Source organism: Streptomyces sp. NPDC031132, from assembly GCF_055570595.1.
The window spans coordinates 190791-207639 of the sequence record NZ_JBVIGX010000013.1 but is presented as its reverse complement, the minus strand read 5'-3'; the positions used below and the strand labels follow the sequence as shown (position 1 = coordinate 207639).

Below are 16849 nucleotides of genomic sequence, written 5' to 3'. Positions count from 1 at the left end.
GTGGACACCTTCGCTCTGATCGTGACCATCGGTGTCGCGCTCGGTTTCACGTACACCAACGGCTTCCACGACTCGGCGAACGCGATCGCGACCTCGGTCTCGACCCGCGCGCTGACCCCGCGCGCCGCCCTCGCGATGGCCGCGGTGATGAACCTCGCCGGTGCCTTCCTGGGCAGCGGGGTCGCCAAGACGGTCAGCGAGGGCCTGATCGAGACGCCCCAGGGCAACCGGGGCATGTGGATCCTCTTCGCGGCGCTGGTCGGCGCGATCGTGTGGAACCTGATCACCTGGTACTTCGGGCTGCCCTCGTCCTCCTCGCACGCCCTGTTCGGCGGCATGGTGGGCGCGGCGCTGGCCGGCGGCACCGAGGTCATCTGGTCGGGAGTCGTCGACAAGGTCGTCATCCCGATGTTCGTCTCGCCGGTCGTCGGCCTGGTCGTCGGCTACCTGGTGATGGTCGCCATCCTGTGGATGTTCCGCCGGGCCAACCCGCACAAGGCCAAGCGCGGTTTCCGTATCGCGCAGACGGTGTCCGCGGCCGGCATGGCCCTCGGCCACGGCCTCCAGGACGCGCAGAAGACGATGGGCATCGTGATGATGGCCCTGGTCATCGCCGATGTGCAGGAGACCGGCGACGCGATCCCGGTCTGGGTCAAGCTCGTGTGCGCCGTGATGCTGTCGCTCGGTACGTACGCGGGCGGCTGGCGCATCATGCGCACCCTCGGTCGCAAGATCATCGAGCTGGACCCGCCGCAGGGCTTCGCCGCCGAGACCACGGGTGCCTCGATCATGTTCGGCTCGGCGTTCCTGTTCCACGCGCCGATCTCCACGACCCACGTGATCACCTCGGCGATCATGGGCGTGGGCGCGACCAAGCGGGTCAACGCGGTCCGCTGGGGCGTCGCCAAGAACATCGTGTTGGGCTGGTTCATCACCATGCCGGCCGCGGCCCTGGTCGCGGCGCTCAGCTTCTGGATCGTCGACCTGGCCTTCGTCGGCTAGTCGTACGGCGGCCGGGAGACCGGGAAACGAAAGCGGGCCGGCTCCCCCCACCCAGGGGGAGCCGGCCCTTTTCTTTCGCCTTGCGGTGGCACCGCCATGCAGCACCGCAGGACGTTGTTCACATCCGCGAGGGCTTCGGTTCAGCCGAAGCGGCCCGAGATGTAGTCCTCGGTCGCCTGCACGGACGGGTTCGAGAAGATCCGGTCCGTGTCGTCGATCTCGACGAGCTTGCCGGGCTGGCCGACCGCCGAGAGGTTGAAGAAGGCGGTCCGGTCGGAGACGCGGGCGGCCTGCTGCATGTTGTGCGTCACGATGACGATCGTGAAGCGCTCCTTGAGCTCGCCGATCAGGTCCTCGATCGCGAGGGTGGAGATCGGGTCCAGGGCCGAGCAGGGCTCGTCCATCAGCAGGACCTGCGGCTCGACCGCGATGGCGCGGGCGATGCACAGACGCTGCTGCTGGCCGCCGGAGAGGCCGGAGCCCGGCTTGTTCAGGCGGTCCTTGACCTCGTTCCAGAGGTTGGCGCCCTTCAGGGACCGCTCCACGACGTCCGCGAGCTCGGACTTCTTGAAGCTGCCGTTCAGGCGCAGGCCCGCCGCCACGTTGTCGAAGATCGACATGGTGGGGAAGGGGTTCGGGCGCTGGAAGACCATGCCGACGGTGCGGCGGACCGCGACCGGGTCCACGCCGGGGCCGTACAGGTTCTCGTCGTCCAGCAGCACCTTGCCCTCGACGCGGCCGCCGGGGGTGACCTCGTGCATGCGGTTCAGGGTGCGCAGGAAGGTGGACTTGCCGCAGCCGGACGGGCCGATGAAGGCGGTCACGGAGCGGGGCTCCACGGTCATCGAGATGTCGTCGATGGCCTTGTGGCTGCCGTAGAAGGCGGACAGTCCGCTGACGTCGATTCGCTTAGCCATGAGGGGTCACTTCGCTTTCAAATAGTCGCGTCAGCGACCGGTCTTGGGAGCCTTCCAGCGGGCGATGCCGCGGGCCACCAGATTGAGGATCATGACAAAGGCGATCAGGACCAGCGCTGCGGCCCATGCCCGGTCGTAGGAGGCGTCACTGCCGACCTTGTACTGCTCCCAGATGTACAGCGGGAGCGAGGACTGAGCACCTTCGAAGGGGTTGCCGTTGATCAGCTGGGTACCGAAGACCAGCAGCATGATCGGCGCGGTCTCACCGGCGATGCGGGCGACGGCCAGCATGACGCCGGTCGCGATGCCGCCGATGGCGGTGGGGAGCACGACCTTGAGGATCACGCGCCACTTCGGCACACCGAGGGCGAGGGCCGCCTCGCGCAGCTCGTTCGGGACGAGCTTGAGCATCTCCTCGGTGGAGCGGACCACGACGGGCATCATCAGGATCGACAGGGCCATGGCGCCGGCGAAGCCGGACGGCCCGAAGCCGAGCGCCAGGTTCCAGGTCGTCAGGATGAACAGACCCGCGACGATGGAGGGGATGCCGGTCATCACGTCGACGAAGAACGTCACGGACTTGGCGAGCTTGCCCCTGCCGTACTCGACCAGGTAGACGGCGGTCAGCAGGCCGATCGGCGCGGCGATCGCGGTGGCCAGGGCGACCTGCTCGATGGTGCCGAGCAGCGCGTGGTAGACGCCGCCGCCCTCCTCGAAGCTGGTGACGCCGTTCATCGAGTGGCTGAGGAAGTCCCCGGAGAAGGCCTCCATGCCGCGGCTGACGGTGGTCCAGATCAGCGAGAGCAGCGGGATGACGGCGAGGACGAAGCAGACCCACACGAGGGAGGTCGCGACGCGGTCCTTGGCCTGGCGGCGGTTCTCGACGACCGCGCTGGCGGTGTACGTGATCGCGACGAACAGGAGCGACGCGATCAGGCCCCACTGGACCTTGCTGTGGAGGTCGGCGACGACGCCGATGCCGCAGCCGAGGGCGATCGAGAGGACCGCGATGGCGGCCGGGGCCCAGCGGGGCAGGCCGCCCCGGGTGAGGCCGGCGGGGGCGACGGACGTGCGGGCCCCGGTGGGGCGCTGGTCCTGGAGTGCGTGGCTCATCAGGCGTTCGCCCCCGAGAAGTCCTTGCGACGGGCGATGATCAGCCGGGCTGCGCCGTTGACCAGCAGGGTGAGCAGGAAGAGCACGAGACCGGAGGCGATCAGGGCGTCGCGGCCGAACTCGTTGGCCTCGTCGAACTTCGCGGCGATGTTCTGCGCGAACGTGCCGCCGCCCGCGTCCAGGATGTGCCCGTTGATCAGGAAGCTCGGGGAGAGGACCGTCGCGACGGCCATGGTCTCGCCGAGGGCGCGGCCGAGGCCGAGCATCGAGGCGGAGATGACGCCGGAGCGGCCGAAGGGCAGCACCGACATGCGGATGACCTCCCAGCGGGTCGCGCCGAGGGCCAGGGCGGCCTCCTCGTTCATGCGCGGGACCTGCAGGAAGACCTCGCGGCTGACGCTGGTCACGATCGGGAGGATCATGATCGCGAGCAGGATGCCGACGGTGAAGAGGGAGCGCGCGACGCCGACCTGCGTCTTGTCGAAGACGTAGGTCCAGCCCATGTACTCGTCGAGCCAGAGGTTCAGGCCCCCGAGCTGCGGGACGAGGAAGAGCGCTCCCCAGATGCCGTAGATGATCGACGGCACGGCGGCCAGCAGGTCGACCACGTACGCGAGGGGCGCGGCCAGCCTGCGCGGCGCGTAGTGCGAGATGAAGAGGGCGATGCCGACAGCGATCGGAACCGCGATGGCCATCGCGATGATCGAGCTGACGACGGTGCCGAAGAGCAGGACGGCGATGCCGAAGACGGGCGGGTTGGCCGACGCGTTCCAGTCGAAGGTGGTGAGGAAGTTGCCCTCGTTCTTCGACAGTGCGATCGAGGCGCGGTAGGTGAGGAAGAGGGCGATCGACGCCATGATCACCAGGAGCAGGATGCCGGAGCCCTTGGACAGCCCGGCGAAGATCTTGTCACCGGCGCGGCCGGTGGACCTTGCGCTCTTGGAGACAGGCGGAGCCTGGTCTATCTGGGTGGGTGTGGTGGAAGCCATGGTCTTTCCGGTCTGGGTGGGGGGAGGGCCCCCTGGCGGCGGTGCACCGGATCCCCTGGGTGGAGGGGAGGGCCCCGGAGGCCGGGCAGCTCGGACGGGAGCTGCCCGGCACCTGGGGTTCAGTGATCAGGACAGCGACTTGACGACTTCGCGGACCTTGGTGTTGATCTCGGCCGGGATCGGCGCGTAGCCGTTCTCGGAGAGGACCTTCTGGCCCGCGTCCGAGGCGGTGTAGTTGAGGAAGGACTTGACCGTGGCGAGCGTCTCGGGCTTGTTGCCCTTGTCGCAGACGACCTCGTACGTCACCAGGACGATCGGGTAGGCACCCTCGGCCTTGGTGGTGTAGTCAAGCTTAAGAGCCAGGTCCGAGCCGGTCCCGGCGATCTTGGCGGCGGCGATGGCCTTGGAGGCGCTGTCGGCGGAGGCCTTGACCGGAGCGGCGGCGCCCGTGTTCACGTCGACCGTCTTGATGCTCTGGGCGGAGGCGTAGGACAGCTCGAAGTAACCGATCGCGCCGTCAACGGCCTTGACCTGCGAGGCGACACCGGCGGAGCCGGAGGCGGCCTGGCCACCGGGGGCCGGCCACTTCTTGGCGGCCTCGTACGTCCAGGCCTCGGGAGCGGCGGCCTTGAGGTACTTGCCCAGGTTCTCGGTGGTGCCCGAGTCCTCGGAGCGGTGGAAGGCCTGGATGGCGGTGGAGGGAAGCGTGACGCCGGGGTTCAGCTTCTTGATCGCCTCGTCGTCCCACTTCTTGATCTTGTCGTTGAAGATGTTGGCGAGGGTGGGGGCGTCCAGCGTCAGCTTGTCCACGCCGGCGACGTTGAAGCCGACCGCGATGGGGCCGCCGACCATGGGCAGGTTGATGCCCTGGCCACCGGTGCAGATCTTCTTCGACTCCTCGACCTGCTCGGGCTTCAGCGCCGAGTCCGAGCCGGCGAAACCGACGGTGCCCTGGTTGAAGGCGACGACGCCCTCACCGGAGGAGGAGGACTTGTAGTTGACCTCGACGCCGGAGCAGGCGGCCATGTAGTTCTTGACCCACAGGTCGACGGCGTTCTTCTGGGCGGAGGAGCCGGAGGCGAGGAGCTTGCCCTTGGCGTCGTCGCACTTGATGTCGCCCGCAGCGGCGGCCGACGGCTTGCCGCTGGCGGAGCCGCCGTCCTTCGTGTTGTCGTCCGAGCCGCACGCCGTGAGGACCAGGGCGCCGGACACGACAAGCGCCCCGAGGGCGGAGGCACGAAGCATGTTCTTGCGCTGAAGCTTCACTTTTCGGGTGTTCCTTCCAGAAGCCGCCGGCCGCTTTCTGTATCGGGGCGGCGTGCGAAGAGGACTACGTCGGGTGCAGGACGTGTCGCTCGTTCCGGTCGGCGACGCGCTCCGTGCACCACTGAAATTAGGCAGATCAGGTGAAGCGGCCGACCGGGGCACATGAACGGACGGTGAACCGTGGCGGACGGCCTGGTGTGGATGGGCGGTTTTGCACTGCGGTGTCATCCGCCGTTGTCCCGCCGTTACCGTTATGTGACCGCCCGGGGGTGGCTGATTCCTTTCGGTCAGAGGGCGGGGGCCGCCACCGGCTGCCACAGGTCCTGGAACGTGAACCGGGCCGCCTCCACCTCGTGCCGCTGGTCTGCGTGCAGCACCCCGAGCGCGTACGCCGTCGCCGGGGCGATCCGCGGGGTGCGGGCCGCCGTCGCCGACGCGGCCGCGGCCTCGGCGGCGTCGCGGTGGCGGTCCAGGGCGTCGCCGGCCGCCGTCAGTCGGGCCACGTCCTCGCCGAGGGCCTCCCGGGCGTAGCGGTGGACCCGCAGCAGCCGGCGCACCTCGTGCCAGGAGCCGTCGTGGTCGGAGTTGTACGGATGGGCCTCGGCGGCATGCGGCAGCGCCGAGACGGCCGCCGCCAGCCGGGTCCGGGCCACCTCCGCCAGCGGGATCAGGACCTCGTCCACCCGCCCCCGGGCCGCGACCGGGTCCAGCGGCACCTCGGAGGCCAGGACCGCCACCGCGTCCGCGACGGCGTGGAACCGGGACGAGCCCAGCGCCTGCAGGGTCGCCGAGTGGGCGCGGGTCCGGGCCAGCGTCAACTGCCGCTCCAGCAGGGCGGCCGCCCGCGCCGAGCCCACCGTCAGCGCGCCCGGGGCGCCGCGGGGCGCGGGCACCTCCGGCGAGCCCGACAGCCGGTGCAGGGCGTCGAGCAGCCGGGTCAGCCTGGCGGCGTACGCGTGCTCGTCCGCCAGGGTCGAGGACAGCCACACCAGCTCGGTGCGCAGCCCGTCGGCCCAGGAGGACTCGGTCACCACCCGGAAGGTGGTCAGGGACCCGCTGATGCGGCGCGCAGCCCCCCGCAGGCTGCGCGCCGCACCGCTGCTCTCCGCGGCGTCGGCCCCGCTCTCCTCGTGGAGGCGCAGCCCCCGTAGGAAGGCGGTCGCCTGGGCCCGCAGGTACGTGCCGAGCACGTCACCCGCGGAGCCCTCTCCACGCGCTGTCAGGTCATGGTTTGGCAGAGCCACGCCGGCGCCTCCGGGCGTCTATGAGCATCTCCTGAACGTGCCGCAGCGGCTGGCCGTCGTGGTCCGTGCTGTGCCGGGTCCATTCGCCGTCCGGGCCCAGGTGCCAGGAGGAGGTGGCGTCGGACATCCCGGTCTCCAGCATCCGGTCCAGTGCCGCGCGGTGGGCCGGGTCGGCGACCCTGACCAGTGCCTCGATGCGGCGGTCGAGGTTTCGGTGCATCATGTCGGCGCTGCCGATCCACACCTCGGGCTCGCCGCCGTTGCCGAAGGCGAAGACCCGGGAGTGTTCCAGGAAGCGGCCGAGGATCGAGCGGACCCGGATGTTCTCCGAGAGTCCGGGGACCCCGGGACGCACGGCGCAGATGCCGCGCACCCAGATGTCGACGGGCACTCCCGCCTGGGAGGCCCGGTAGAGCGAGTCGATCAGGGCCTCGTCGACGATCGAGTTCATCTTGAGGCGCACGTACGCGGGGCGGCCGGCCCGGTGGTGGGCGGCCTCCTTGTCGATCCGCGAGATCAGCCCGTCGCGCAGCGAGCGCGGCGCGACGATCAGCCGCCGGTAGGTCTCGCGGCGCGAGTACCCGGACAGCCGGTTGAAGAGGTCGGAGAGGTCCGCGCCGACCTGCGGGTCGGCGGTGAGCAGGCCGAGGTCCTCGTACAGGCGGGCGGTCTTGGGGTGGTAGTTGCCGGTGCCGACGTGGGAGTAGCGGCGCAGCGTGTCGCCCTCCTGGCGGACGACGAGCGACAGCTTGCAGTGCGTCTTCAGGCCCACCAGGCCGTACACGACGTGGCAGCCGGACTCCTCCAGCTTGCGGGCCCACTTGATGTTGGCCTGCTCGTCGAAGCGGGCCTTGATCTCGACGAGTACGAGGACCTGCTTGCCGGATTCGGCGGCGTCGATCAGGGCGTCCACGATCGGTGAGTCGCCGGAGGTCCGGTACAGCGTCTGCTTGATCGCGAGGACGTCCGGGTCGGCGGCGGCCTGCTCCAGGAAGGCCTGCACCGAGGTGGAGAAGGAGTCGTAGGGGTGGTGCAGCAGCACGTCCCGCTCGCGCAGCGCGGCGAAGATGTCGGGCGCGGACGCGGACTCGACCTCGGCGAGGTCGCGGTGGGTGCCGGCGACGAACTTGGGGTACTTCAGCTCGGGCCGGTCCAGGGAGGCGATGCCGAAGAGGCCGGTCAGGTCCAGCGGGCCGGGCAGCGGGTAGACCTCGGCGGCGGAGACGTTCAGCTCCTGCACGAGGAGGTCCAGGATGCCGGGGTCGATGGACTCCTCGACCTCCAGGCGCACCGGCGGGCCGAAGCGGCGCCGCATGAGCTCCTTCTCCAGGGCCTGGAGCAGGTTCTCGGCGTCGTCCTCCTCGACCTCGAGGTCCTCGTTGCGGGTCACCCGGAACATGTGGTGCGCGAGCACCTCCATGCCGGGGAAGAGCTCCTCCAGGTGCGCGGCGATGACGTCCTCGAGGGGGACGTAGCGCTCCGGGGAGGCCTCCAGGAAGCGCGAGAGCAGCGGCGGGACCTTGACCCGGGCGAAGTGCCGGTGGCCGCTGACCGGGTTGCGGACGACGACGGCCAGGTTCAGCGAGAGCCCGGAGATGTACGGGAACGGGTGCGCGGGGTCCACGGCCAGCGGGGTGAGCACCGGGAAGATCTGGTTCCGGAACAGTGTGAAGAGGCGGGCCTGCTCCTTCTCGGTGAGGTCCGGCCAGCGGATGAGGTGGATGCCCTCTTCGGCGAGCTGCGGGGAGATGTCCTGCTGGAAGCAGGCGGCGTGGCGCGCCATGAGCTCGCGCGAGCGCGTCCAGATCAGGTCGAGCACCTCACGGGGCTGCAGCCCGGAGGCCGAACGGGTGGCGACGCCGGTCGCGATGCGGCGCTTGAGGCCGGCGACGCGGACCATGAAGAACTCGTCGAGGTTGCTCGCGAAGATCGCCAGGAAGTTGGCGCGCTCCAGCAGCGGCGTCGCCGGGTCCTCGGCCAGCTCCAGGACCCGCTCGTTGAAGGCCAGCCAGCTGCGTTCGCGGTCGAGGAACCGCCCCGGCGGGAGCTCGCCGCCGTCTTTGTCGTCGTAGGCGTCCAGGTCGGCGTCGAGATCCGGTGCGAGACCGGGACCCTGGCCGGAATGCGGGCGGTGCGCGGCTATGGAGCCGATCCGCGCAGGCTTGGCCGCCGGGCCGGGGGAGGCGGCGGGGGACGTGTGAGACGGGTGCTGGGCGGGGACCTCGGTGGGGCCTGCGCTGGGCTGGTGGCTCATGACTCCATTGTTCCGCGCACGCGGCAGGACAGGCGCGTCGGAAGTGTTCGCCGTCAGTCGGAGTCGGGGCTGCATGCGGGGAGAGTCGCAAGCGCGTCTTAAGGTCCGGTGAATGGCGTATGGCATCCAGGGTCCGGGTGGTGCACGAGTACGTCTTTTCCCCGCCCGGAATGCACCCGTACGGGCCCCGCGCCCCCCCCGCGCTCCCGTACGGGCCTACGACCTGGAGACTGCGGATCAGCTCTCGGTGCGGTACATCAGGTCGACCTCGTGGGTGCTGAAGCCGAGGCCCTCGTAGACCGCGAGGGCCGCCGGGTTGTCGGCGTCCACGTACAGCATCGCGGTGGGCAGGCCCGCCCCCGCGAGGTGGTGCAGCCCGATCGCGGTGAGGGCCTTGCCGAGGCCGCCGCCCTGGGCGCCGGGGCGGACGCCGAGCACGTAGACCTCCCCGAGCCGCTCCTCGGCGTGGACCTTCGTCCAGTGGAAGCCGACGAGCTCCCCGTCCCGCTCGGCGAGGAAGAAGCCCTTGGGGTCGAACCACGGCTGTGCGATGCGGTCGTTCAGGTCCCGCTGGGTCAGCGCGCCCTGTTCGGGGTGGTGGGCGAAGGCGGCCGCGTTGACCGCGAGCCAGGCCGCGTCGTCCTGGCCGGGCACGAAGGTGCGTACGGTCACCCCGGCCGGCAGCACCACCTCGGGCAGCGGGGGCCCCTCCGGGCCGAGCGGTCGGCGCAGCTGGCGCAGCTCGCGGAACAGGGTCAGGCCGAGGACCTGGGCGAGGTGGCGGGCGGCTGACTTGCCGCCGTGCGCCCACACCCGGATCCGCTTGCCGGAGGCGGCCAGCAGGGCCGAGCCCAGCGCCCGCCCGTGCCCGCGCCCGCGCAGGGCGGGGTGGACGACGAGCTCGGCGGCGGGGGCCTCGACCGGGTCGGTGTCCTCCAGTTGCCCGTATCCGGCCAGCCGGCCCTTCTCGGTGAGCAGGAAGTGCCGGATCCCCTCGCGGCGCCCGCCGCGCAGCTGGAGGCGGCCCTGCTCGGACACGGCGGTCGTGCCGTCCGTGCGCGCCGCGTCCTCGACGAGCGCGAGCACGGCCGCGGCCTGTTCCTCCGTCAGCTCGTCGAGGGTCTCAATCTGGCGTCCCGGCTCCAGGGCCGCTGCTACGTCGTCAGTCATACGTCGAGCGTACGACCGTGGAAGGCACCTGCGGTGGTGTGCGTGCAGAGGGCCGGCGGTGAGCCGTCTCCTGCATGTAACCAGGCCGACACCCGTACCCCCTGTCGTGCTACGCGCGTTGACCATAGGCTGCCGCCGACCTCCCGAGTTTCACCGCTGTCCAAAAGGGGACTAAATGTCAGCGACGCCACAACGGCACCGCCGAACCCGCCGGTTGACCTTCGCCGCCATCGCCGTCACGGCCGGGGCCGGAGCGATGGTCGCGGCCGCACTGCCGGCCGGTGCCGCGAGTGGTGGCGGTGCCGGCAAGAGCCGCACCGTCGACGTGCAGATGCTGTCGTTCAACGACTTCCACGGCACGCTGGAGCCGCCGCAGGGCTCCTCCGGCACCGTGAGCGAGCGTCAGGCGGACGGCACCACCAAGGCGATACCTGCCGGTGGTGTCGAGTACCTGGCGACCAGCCTGCGCGAGGCCCGCAAGGGCCACGAGTACTCCGTCACGGCCGCGGCCGGTGACATGATCGGCGGCAGCCCGATGCTGTCCGGTCTCTTCCACGACGAGCCCACCGTCGAGGCGCTGAACAAGCTGAAGCTGGACGTCAGCAGCGTCGGCAACCACGAGTTCGACGAGGGCAAGACCGAGCTGCGCCGCATGGCGTACGGCGGCTGCCACCCGGTCGAGGGCTGCTTCGAGTACGGCAAGGAGTTCACGGGCGCCGAGTACAAGTACCTCGCGGCGAACGTCACGGACGAGAAGACCAAGCGTCCGATGATGAACCCCACCTTCATCTGGAAGAAGGGGGACGTGAAGATCGGCTTCATCGGCGTCACCCTGGAGGGCACGCCGGACGTCGTGACCGCCGACGGGGTCAAGGGCCTCAAGTTCGGCGACGAGGTCGAGACGATCAACAAGTACGCCGCCGAGCTGAACAAGCAGGGCGTCAACTCGATCGTCGCGCTCATCCACGAGGGCGGCCTGCCCGCGAACGGCGCCTACAACTACGACTGCGACGTCCCGGGCGCCGGCGCCGGCATCTCGGGCGCCATCGTGGACATCGCCAAGAACGTGGACCCGAAGGTCGACGCGCTGGTGACCGGCCACACGCACCAGGCGTACGCCTGCAACATCCCGGACCCGGCGGGCAACCCGCGCATGGTGACCTCGGCCGCCTCCTACGGCCGCCTGTTCACGGACACCACGCTGACGTACGACCGCCAGACCAAGGACATCGTCCGCACCGCGGCCGCCGCGCCGAAGCCGGTCAACAAGGTCGTCACCCGGGACCAGCCCAAGGCCCCGGACATGACCGAGCTGATCACCCGCTGGAACGCGCTGGCCGCCCCGGTCGCCAGCCGTCCGATGGGCTACATCTCGGCGGACATCGCGGGCCGCGGCTCCGAGGCGCCCGAGAAGCCGCTCGGCGACCTGATCGCCGACGCGCAGCTGGAGGCCACGGCCCCGGCGGCCAAGGGCGGCGCGCAGCTGGCCATCATGAACCCGGGCGGCATCCGTGCCGACCTGGCCTACAAGGCCGCGGGCGCCGAGGGCGACGGCGTCGTGACGTACGGCGAGTCCTACACGGTCCAGCCGTTCAACAACCTGATGAACATCGTCGACCTGACGGGCGCGCAGCTGATCACCGCGCTCCAGCAGCAGGTCAGCGGCACGGTCAACGGCCCGAACCCGAAGATCCTCCAGGTCTCGAAGGGCTTCACCTACACCCTGGACATGACGAAGACGGGCGCGGACCGCATCGTCGTGGACTCGGTGAAGCTGAACGGCGCGGCGATCGACCCCGCCAAGACCTACCGGGTCGCGATGAACGAGTTCCTCGCGGGCGGCGGTGACGGCTTCACCGTCCTGAAGGAGCACAAGAACAAGCTGGTCGGCGTGCCCGACCTGGAGGCGTTCAACGCCTACCTGGCGAAGTCGACCGAGGCCGCTCCGATCGCCCCGCCGGCGGCGGACCGCATCACGGTCGTCAAGTAACACCTGCGTACGGCACCTGCGACGGTCTGTACGTGACAGCCACGTCCGAAGGGGCGGTGGGCCCTGCGGCCCGCCGCCCCTTCGGCGTTGCCCCGTACCCCCGTGACGGGGCCGCCCCGGCCGGCCCGGCCGTCAGAGCGTCGCGAGGAACTTCGCCACGGCCTCGTGGAAGCCGGCCGGGTCCGTGAACGGCACGAAGTGGTCCCCGTCCAGGGGCGCGTACGAGGTCCCGGGCCGCCGGGCGACCATCGCGTCGGCCGTGTCCTGGGTGAGCGCCTGGCTGCCGGTGCCGTGGATCAGCACGGCCGGGCAGCTGCTCGCGAGCCAGGCGTCCCAGTGGTCGCCGCGGCAGCCCTCGATGGAGTCGAGCATGTCCTGCGGGTGGAACGGCAGCCGCCAGCCCTCGCCGGAAGGGAGCCGGCGCAGCACCCGTTCGACGAAGCGGGAGCCCACCGGCCCGGCCGCGGCGAGCAGCTCCTCGCGGGTGGGGGCGGTGTACCGCATGTCGTGGAGGAAGTCGAAGACGGCCCCCTCCGGGACGGGGTGGACCTCCACGGTGGAATCCACGGCGATGAGCGCCGAGATCCGGTCCGGGTGGGCGGCCGCCAGGTGGACGGCGTTGAGCCCGCCGAGGGAGTAGCCGAGGAGGGCGACGGGGGCGCCCTGGCCGAGGTGGTCGAGCAGCGCGACGGCGTCGGAGACGTATCCGGCGCGGCCGTAGTCGGCGGCCCGGTCGGAGTCGCCGTGGCCGCGCTGGTCGGGGGCGATGACCCGCCAGTCGTCGCCCAGGGCGTCGGCGAGGCCGGCGAACGCGAGGCCTTCGGACATGCCCCCGTGCAGGGCCAGCAGCGGGCGGCCCGGGCCGCCGAAGTCCCGGTACGACAGTGTGCGGCCGTCGATCGTCAGCGTGTGGCGCATGGTTCCGCTCTCCCCTGTGTGTCCTGCTGTGGCGGTGACGTTACCCGAGCCTGCCAGGATTTGGGCAAGCGCGCAATACATTTGTATGGGGCGCTTGCCCAAGAGGTGTGCAGGGGTGCAGCCCCAAAAGCCCGCGCGGCTACGATCCCGGCATGGGAAATCGCGAGGACCTGCTGGCCGGAGCGCGCCGCTGCCTGGAGGAGAAGGGGTACTCGCGCACGACCGTGCGCGACATCGCCGCGGCGTCGAAGGTGAGCATGGCCGCGATCGGCTACCACTTCGGCTCGCGCGAGGCCCTGCTCAACCTCGCCCTGTTCGCCGCCATGGACGAATGGGCCGCCGGGTCCGGCCGGCTGGCCGGCCAGGGCGACACCACCGAGGAGCGGTACGCCGACACCTGGGACCGCAAGATCCGGGACTTCGGCGACATGCGCTGGCTCTGGATCGCCAACGTCGAGGCCTTCGTCCACGCGCAGTCCTCGCCCGAGCTGCTCGCCGCCCTCGCCGAGGGCCAGCGCCGGTCCCGGCGCATGGTGGCCGCGCAGCTGCGCGGAGTCCCCGAGGACGCGGTCGCCGAGGAGGACGTACGGGCCCTCGGGTCGCTGCACATCGCGCTGCTGACCGGGGTGATGGTGCAGACCCTGACGGACCCCGAGCAGGCGCCGAACGGGCGGGAACTCGCCCAAGGGCTGCGCGCCATGGCCGAGTTGCTCGAAAGGTGAGTGCTACCGAAGGGTAGTAAAGCCGGGTCCCGCACGCCAGAATCCGGGGGCACTCCCAGCCGTGGCTGGGAATCCATCACCGGGTCGGCAAAGGGGCGGACATGGCACTGGATCGTCGGGCATTTCTGGTCGGGGCGACGGCGGCGGGCGCGGCCGCGGCCGTGGGCCTCGGAGCGGCGGCCCCGGCCTCCGCGCGCACGCTCGGCACCCGCGGGGCCCTCGGCACGCAGGACTGGATGGCCGGACTCGGCGACTCCACGGCCCTGCAGCGCATGACCATCCCCGGCACGCACGACTCCGGCGCCACCAAGGGCGGGCTCTACGTCGCCTGCCAGAACACCTCGATCGCCCAGCAGCTCGACTCCGGGATCCGCTTCCTCGACGTCCGCTGCCGCGTCACGGGCGGCTCGTTCGCCATCCACCACGCGGCCTTCTTCCAGGACCTGATGTTCGGGGACGTCCTCGTCGCCTGCTGGAACTTCCTCGCCGCGCACCCCTCCGAGACCGTGCTGATGCGGCTCAAGCAGGAGTACTCCGAGGACAGCGACGCCACCTTCCGCGCCGTCTTCGACGACTACCTCGACCACCGCGGCTGGCGTCCCCTCTTCCGCATCGCCGACAGCCTGCCCACCCTCGGCCAGGCCCGCGGCAAGGTCGTGCTCCTCGCCGACAACGGCGGCCTGCCCGGACTGCGCTACGGCGACGGCAACGTCTTCGACATCCAGGACGACTACAACACCGAGCCCTTCGCCAAGCGCGGCCGGATCGAGAACCACTTCCGCAAGGCCGTCCAACAGCCCGGCAAGCTCTTCGTGAACTACGTCAGCACCGCCGCCTACATGCCGCCGCGCTGGAACTCCGACCGGCTCAACCCGCAGGTGCACGGCTTCGTCGACGGCGGGGAGCTGGCCGGCCGGACCGGGCTGGGGATCGTCCCGATGGACTTCCCGAACACCCGCTCCGGCCTGGTCGCCTCCCTGATCCGGCACAACTGACGGCCGGTACCCGGCTGGACCGGCCCCGCGACGGGGAGGCCCTACGGGGCGTCTTGCGGATCCGGCCGGTCGGCCGGGGGCGGGGTCGGGGCGCCCGGGATGCGGAGGAGGGCCTCCGTGCCCGGGCCGCCGTCCGCCGGAGCGCGCAGCTCGGCGCTGCCGCCCGCGCGCTGCGCCGTACGGGCCACGATCGACAGGCCGAGTCCGCTGCCCGGCAGGGCCCGGGCCGACGGGGACCGCCAGAACCGCTCGAACACGTGCGGGAGGTCCTCGGCCGGAACACCGGGACCGTGGTCGCGTACGGTCAGCTCGCCCGCCCGCAGCGAGACTTCCACCGAGCCGCCCGGCGGACTGAACTTCACCGCGTTGTCCAGGACGTTGACCACCGCCCGCTCCAGCGCCGCCGCCTCGCCCCGCACGTACCAGGGCTCCAGATCGGACGTGAAGTCCAGCTCGGGACCGCGCAGCCGGGCCCGGGACAGCGCGCGCTGCACGATCTCCTGCAGCGCCACCACCTCCAGCCTGGCGGCCGGGGCCGCGTCCGGACGGGACAGCTCCTGGAGGTCACCGATCAGCGCGGCCAGCTCCGTCATCTGCGCCTTGACCGAGGCCAGCAGTTCCTTGCGGTCCTCCGGCGGGATGGCCCGGCCGGTCTCCTCGCTGCGCGCCAGCAGCTCGACGTTGGTCCGCAGCGAGGTCAGCGGCGTGCGCAGCTCGTGGCCGGCGTCCGCGATCAGCTGGGCCTGCCGCTCCTGTGAGGAGGCGAGCGCCGCCGTCATGGAGTTGAAGGACCGCGACAGGCGGGCGATCTCGTCGTCGCCGTCGTGCGGGATCTGCACGGTGAGGTCCTCGGTCCGGGCGATGTGCTCGACGGCGCCGGTGAGTTCGTCGACCGGCCGCAGCCCCGTACGGGCCACCCACAGGCCGGCCGCGCCCGCGCCGACGACACCGACCCCGCAGACGAAGAGCAGCACCCAGGCCAGGGTGGACAGCGGCTTCTCGACGTCGGCGAGCGGCTTGGCGACCGAGATGGCGACGCTGCCGCCCACCGGGCCGGTGACCTTCACCGGCTGGGTGTAGACCCGTACGGGCGTGCCGTCCGTGGTGTGGCCGTCGTACAGCACCGGGCCGCGCTCGCCCCGGGCGACCTCGAGGTCGTACCCCGTGACAGGGAGGGTGTTCTTGCCGTCCACCCAGCAGCGGCCGCCCGTCGGCAGCACGATCTGCACTTGCGCGCTCAGGTTGTTCACGATGGCGCCGGGCACCTGCTCCCGGCAGCCGAGCTGGGGCAGCGTCTGGTTGGCCTGCGCGCTCGCGTTGGTGGAGCGCAGCGAGCTGTCCAGCTGGCCCTTCAGCTGCGTACGGACCATGAACCAGCTGACGACGGCGACGGCCGCGACGGCGACCGCCACCGCGACCGTGACCAGCAGCGCGAGCCGCGAGCGCAGCGGCAGCGCACGGAATCTGGCGACCGGGCTCACTCGTGCCCTCCCGCGTCGCCGGCCCCGGCGGCGCGCAGGACGTAGCCCACTCCGCGCACGGTGTGGACCAGGCGGGGCTCGCCGCCGGCCTCGGTCTTGCGGCGCAGGTACATGACGTACACGTCCAGGGAGTTGGAACTGGGCTCGAAGTCGAAGCCCCAGACGGTCTTGAGGATCTGCTCGCGGGTCAGCACCTGGCGCGGGTGCGCCAGGAACATCTCGAGCAGCGTGAACTCGGTGCGGGTCAGCTCCACCGGGCGCCCGGAGCGGGTGACCTCGCGGGTGGCGAGGTCCATGCGCAGGTCGCCGAAGGCCAGCGTGTCCGTCTCCTCGGCTTCGACGCCGCCGGGCCGCGGGGCGGCGTACGCGCTGCGGCGCAGCAGGGCGCGGACGCGGGCGAAGAGCTCGTCGAGCTCGAAGGGCTTGACGAGGTAGTCGTCGGCGCCCGCGTCGAGGCCGGTGACGCGGTCGCCGACGGTGTCGCGGGCGGTGAGCATCAGGATCGGGGTGGTGCTGCCGGCGGCACGCAGCCGGCGGGCCGCCGTCAGGCCGTCCATACGGGGCATCTGGATGTCGAGGACGATCAGGCCGGGGTCGTACGAGGCCGCCTTGTCGAGGGCGTCGAGCCCGTCGACGGCGGTCTGCACGGCGTACCCCTCGAAGGCGAGGCTGCGGCGCAGCGCCTCGCGCACGGCGGGCTCGTCGTCGACGACGAGGATGCGGTGCGGGTCGCCTTCGGCCGGATTCATCTGCGGTCCCCCAGGGGTCGTGGTCGGTCGTACCAGGCT

The 16849-nt window shown here is 71.0% G+C and carries 14 protein-coding genes; 4 read left to right on the top strand and 10 right to left on the bottom strand.

The window, feature by feature from the left end:
* A complete protein-coding gene (locus ACZ49B_RS21480; RefSeq protein WP_468308184.1) occupies positions 1-1002 on the top strand; it encodes an inorganic phosphate transporter in 1002 nt (333 codons plus the stop codon).
* A gap of 140 nt (positions 1003-1142) precedes the next feature.
* Here ACZ49B_RS21480 and pstB read toward each other — a convergent pair whose 3' ends face one another.
* The 7 genes from pstB to mshD all read right to left on the bottom strand — a co-directional run bounded on the left by pstB (position 1143) and on the right by mshD (position 9955).
* A complete protein-coding gene (gene pstB / locus ACZ49B_RS21475; RefSeq protein WP_468308182.1) occupies positions 1143-1919 on the bottom strand; it encodes a phosphate ABC transporter ATP-binding protein PstB in 777 nt (258 codons plus the stop codon).
* Between the two features lie 30 nt (positions 1920-1949).
* Positions 1950-3032 (bottom strand): phosphate ABC transporter permease PstA, encoded by a 1083-nt coding sequence (gene pstA / locus ACZ49B_RS21470; protein WP_468308179.1) that lies wholly within the window; start codon positions 3030-3032, stop codon positions 1950-1952.
* On the bottom strand, positions 3032-4021 hold the full coding sequence (gene pstC / locus ACZ49B_RS21465; protein WP_468308176.1) for a phosphate ABC transporter permease subunit PstC: 990 nt from the start codon (positions 4019-4021) through the stop codon (positions 3032-3034). Before pstC ends, pstA begins: the two co-directional genes overlap by 1 nt.
* A gap of 126 nt (positions 4022-4147) precedes the next feature.
* Positions 4148-5287, bottom strand: coding sequence for a phosphate ABC transporter substrate-binding protein PstS (gene pstS / locus ACZ49B_RS21460; RefSeq protein WP_468308174.1), 1140 nt, complete (start codon positions 5285-5287; stop codon positions 4148-4150).
* Positions 5288-5574: 287 nt separating this feature from the next.
* Positions 5575-6531 carry a CHAD domain-containing protein gene (locus ACZ49B_RS21455; protein ID WP_468308172.1) on the bottom strand — a complete coding sequence of 319 codons (957 nt, stop codon included), beginning with the start codon at positions 6529-6531 and terminating at the stop codon, positions 5575-5577.
* Positions 6512-8785 (bottom strand): RNA degradosome polyphosphate kinase, encoded by a 2274-nt coding sequence (locus tag ACZ49B_RS21450; RefSeq protein ID WP_468308169.1) that lies wholly within the window; start codon positions 8783-8785, stop codon positions 6512-6514. The genes ACZ49B_RS21455 and ACZ49B_RS21450 overlap by 20 nt, the downstream gene beginning before the upstream one ends.
* A 237-nt stretch (positions 8786-9022) precedes the next feature.
* Positions 9023-9955, bottom strand: coding sequence for a mycothiol synthase (gene mshD / locus ACZ49B_RS21445; protein WP_468308166.1), 933 nt, complete (start codon positions 9953-9955; stop codon positions 9023-9025).
* 175 nt (positions 9956-10130) lie between these two features.
* Here mshD and ACZ49B_RS21440 point away from each other — a divergent pair, with 175 nt between their 5' ends.
* The gene (locus ACZ49B_RS21440; RefSeq protein WP_468308163.1) at positions 10131-11945 is read left to right on the top strand and encodes a bifunctional metallophosphatase/5'-nucleotidase; all 1815 of its coding nucleotides are present in this window, start codon (positions 10131-10133) and stop codon (positions 11943-11945) included.
* A gap of 132 nt (positions 11946-12077) precedes the next feature.
* On the opposite strand, the gene ACZ49B_RS21435 is transcribed toward ACZ49B_RS21440, so the two are convergent.
* Positions 12078-12863 (bottom strand): alpha/beta fold hydrolase, encoded by a 786-nt coding sequence (locus ACZ49B_RS21435; protein WP_468308160.1) that lies wholly within the window; start codon positions 12861-12863, stop codon positions 12078-12080.
* Positions 12864-13015: 152 nt separating this feature from the next.
* On the opposite strand from ACZ49B_RS21435, the gene ACZ49B_RS21430 reads away from it, so the two are divergent.
* Positions 13016-13585, top strand: a complete 570-nt coding sequence (locus tag ACZ49B_RS21430; protein WP_468308157.1) for a TetR/AcrR family transcriptional regulator — start codon at positions 13016-13018, stop codon at positions 13583-13585.
* 101 nt (positions 13586-13686) lie between these two features.
* Positions 13687-14580 (top strand): phosphatidylinositol-specific phospholipase C, encoded by an 894-nt coding sequence (locus ACZ49B_RS21425; protein ID WP_468308154.1) that lies wholly within the window; start codon positions 13687-13689, stop codon positions 14578-14580.
* 41 nt (positions 14581-14621) lie between these two features.
* Here the strand turns inward: ACZ49B_RS21425 and ACZ49B_RS21420 are convergent, their stop codons facing one another.
* A complete protein-coding gene (locus ACZ49B_RS21420) occupies positions 14622-16061 on the bottom strand; it encodes a sensor histidine kinase (protein WP_468308151.1) in 1440 nt (479 codons plus the stop codon).
* Positions 16058-16810, bottom strand: coding sequence for a response regulator transcription factor (locus ACZ49B_RS21415; RefSeq protein WP_468308148.1), 753 nt, complete (start codon positions 16808-16810; stop codon positions 16058-16060). The genes ACZ49B_RS21420 and ACZ49B_RS21415 overlap by 4 nt, the downstream gene beginning before the upstream one ends.
* Positions 16811-16849 lie beyond the last annotated feature (39 nt).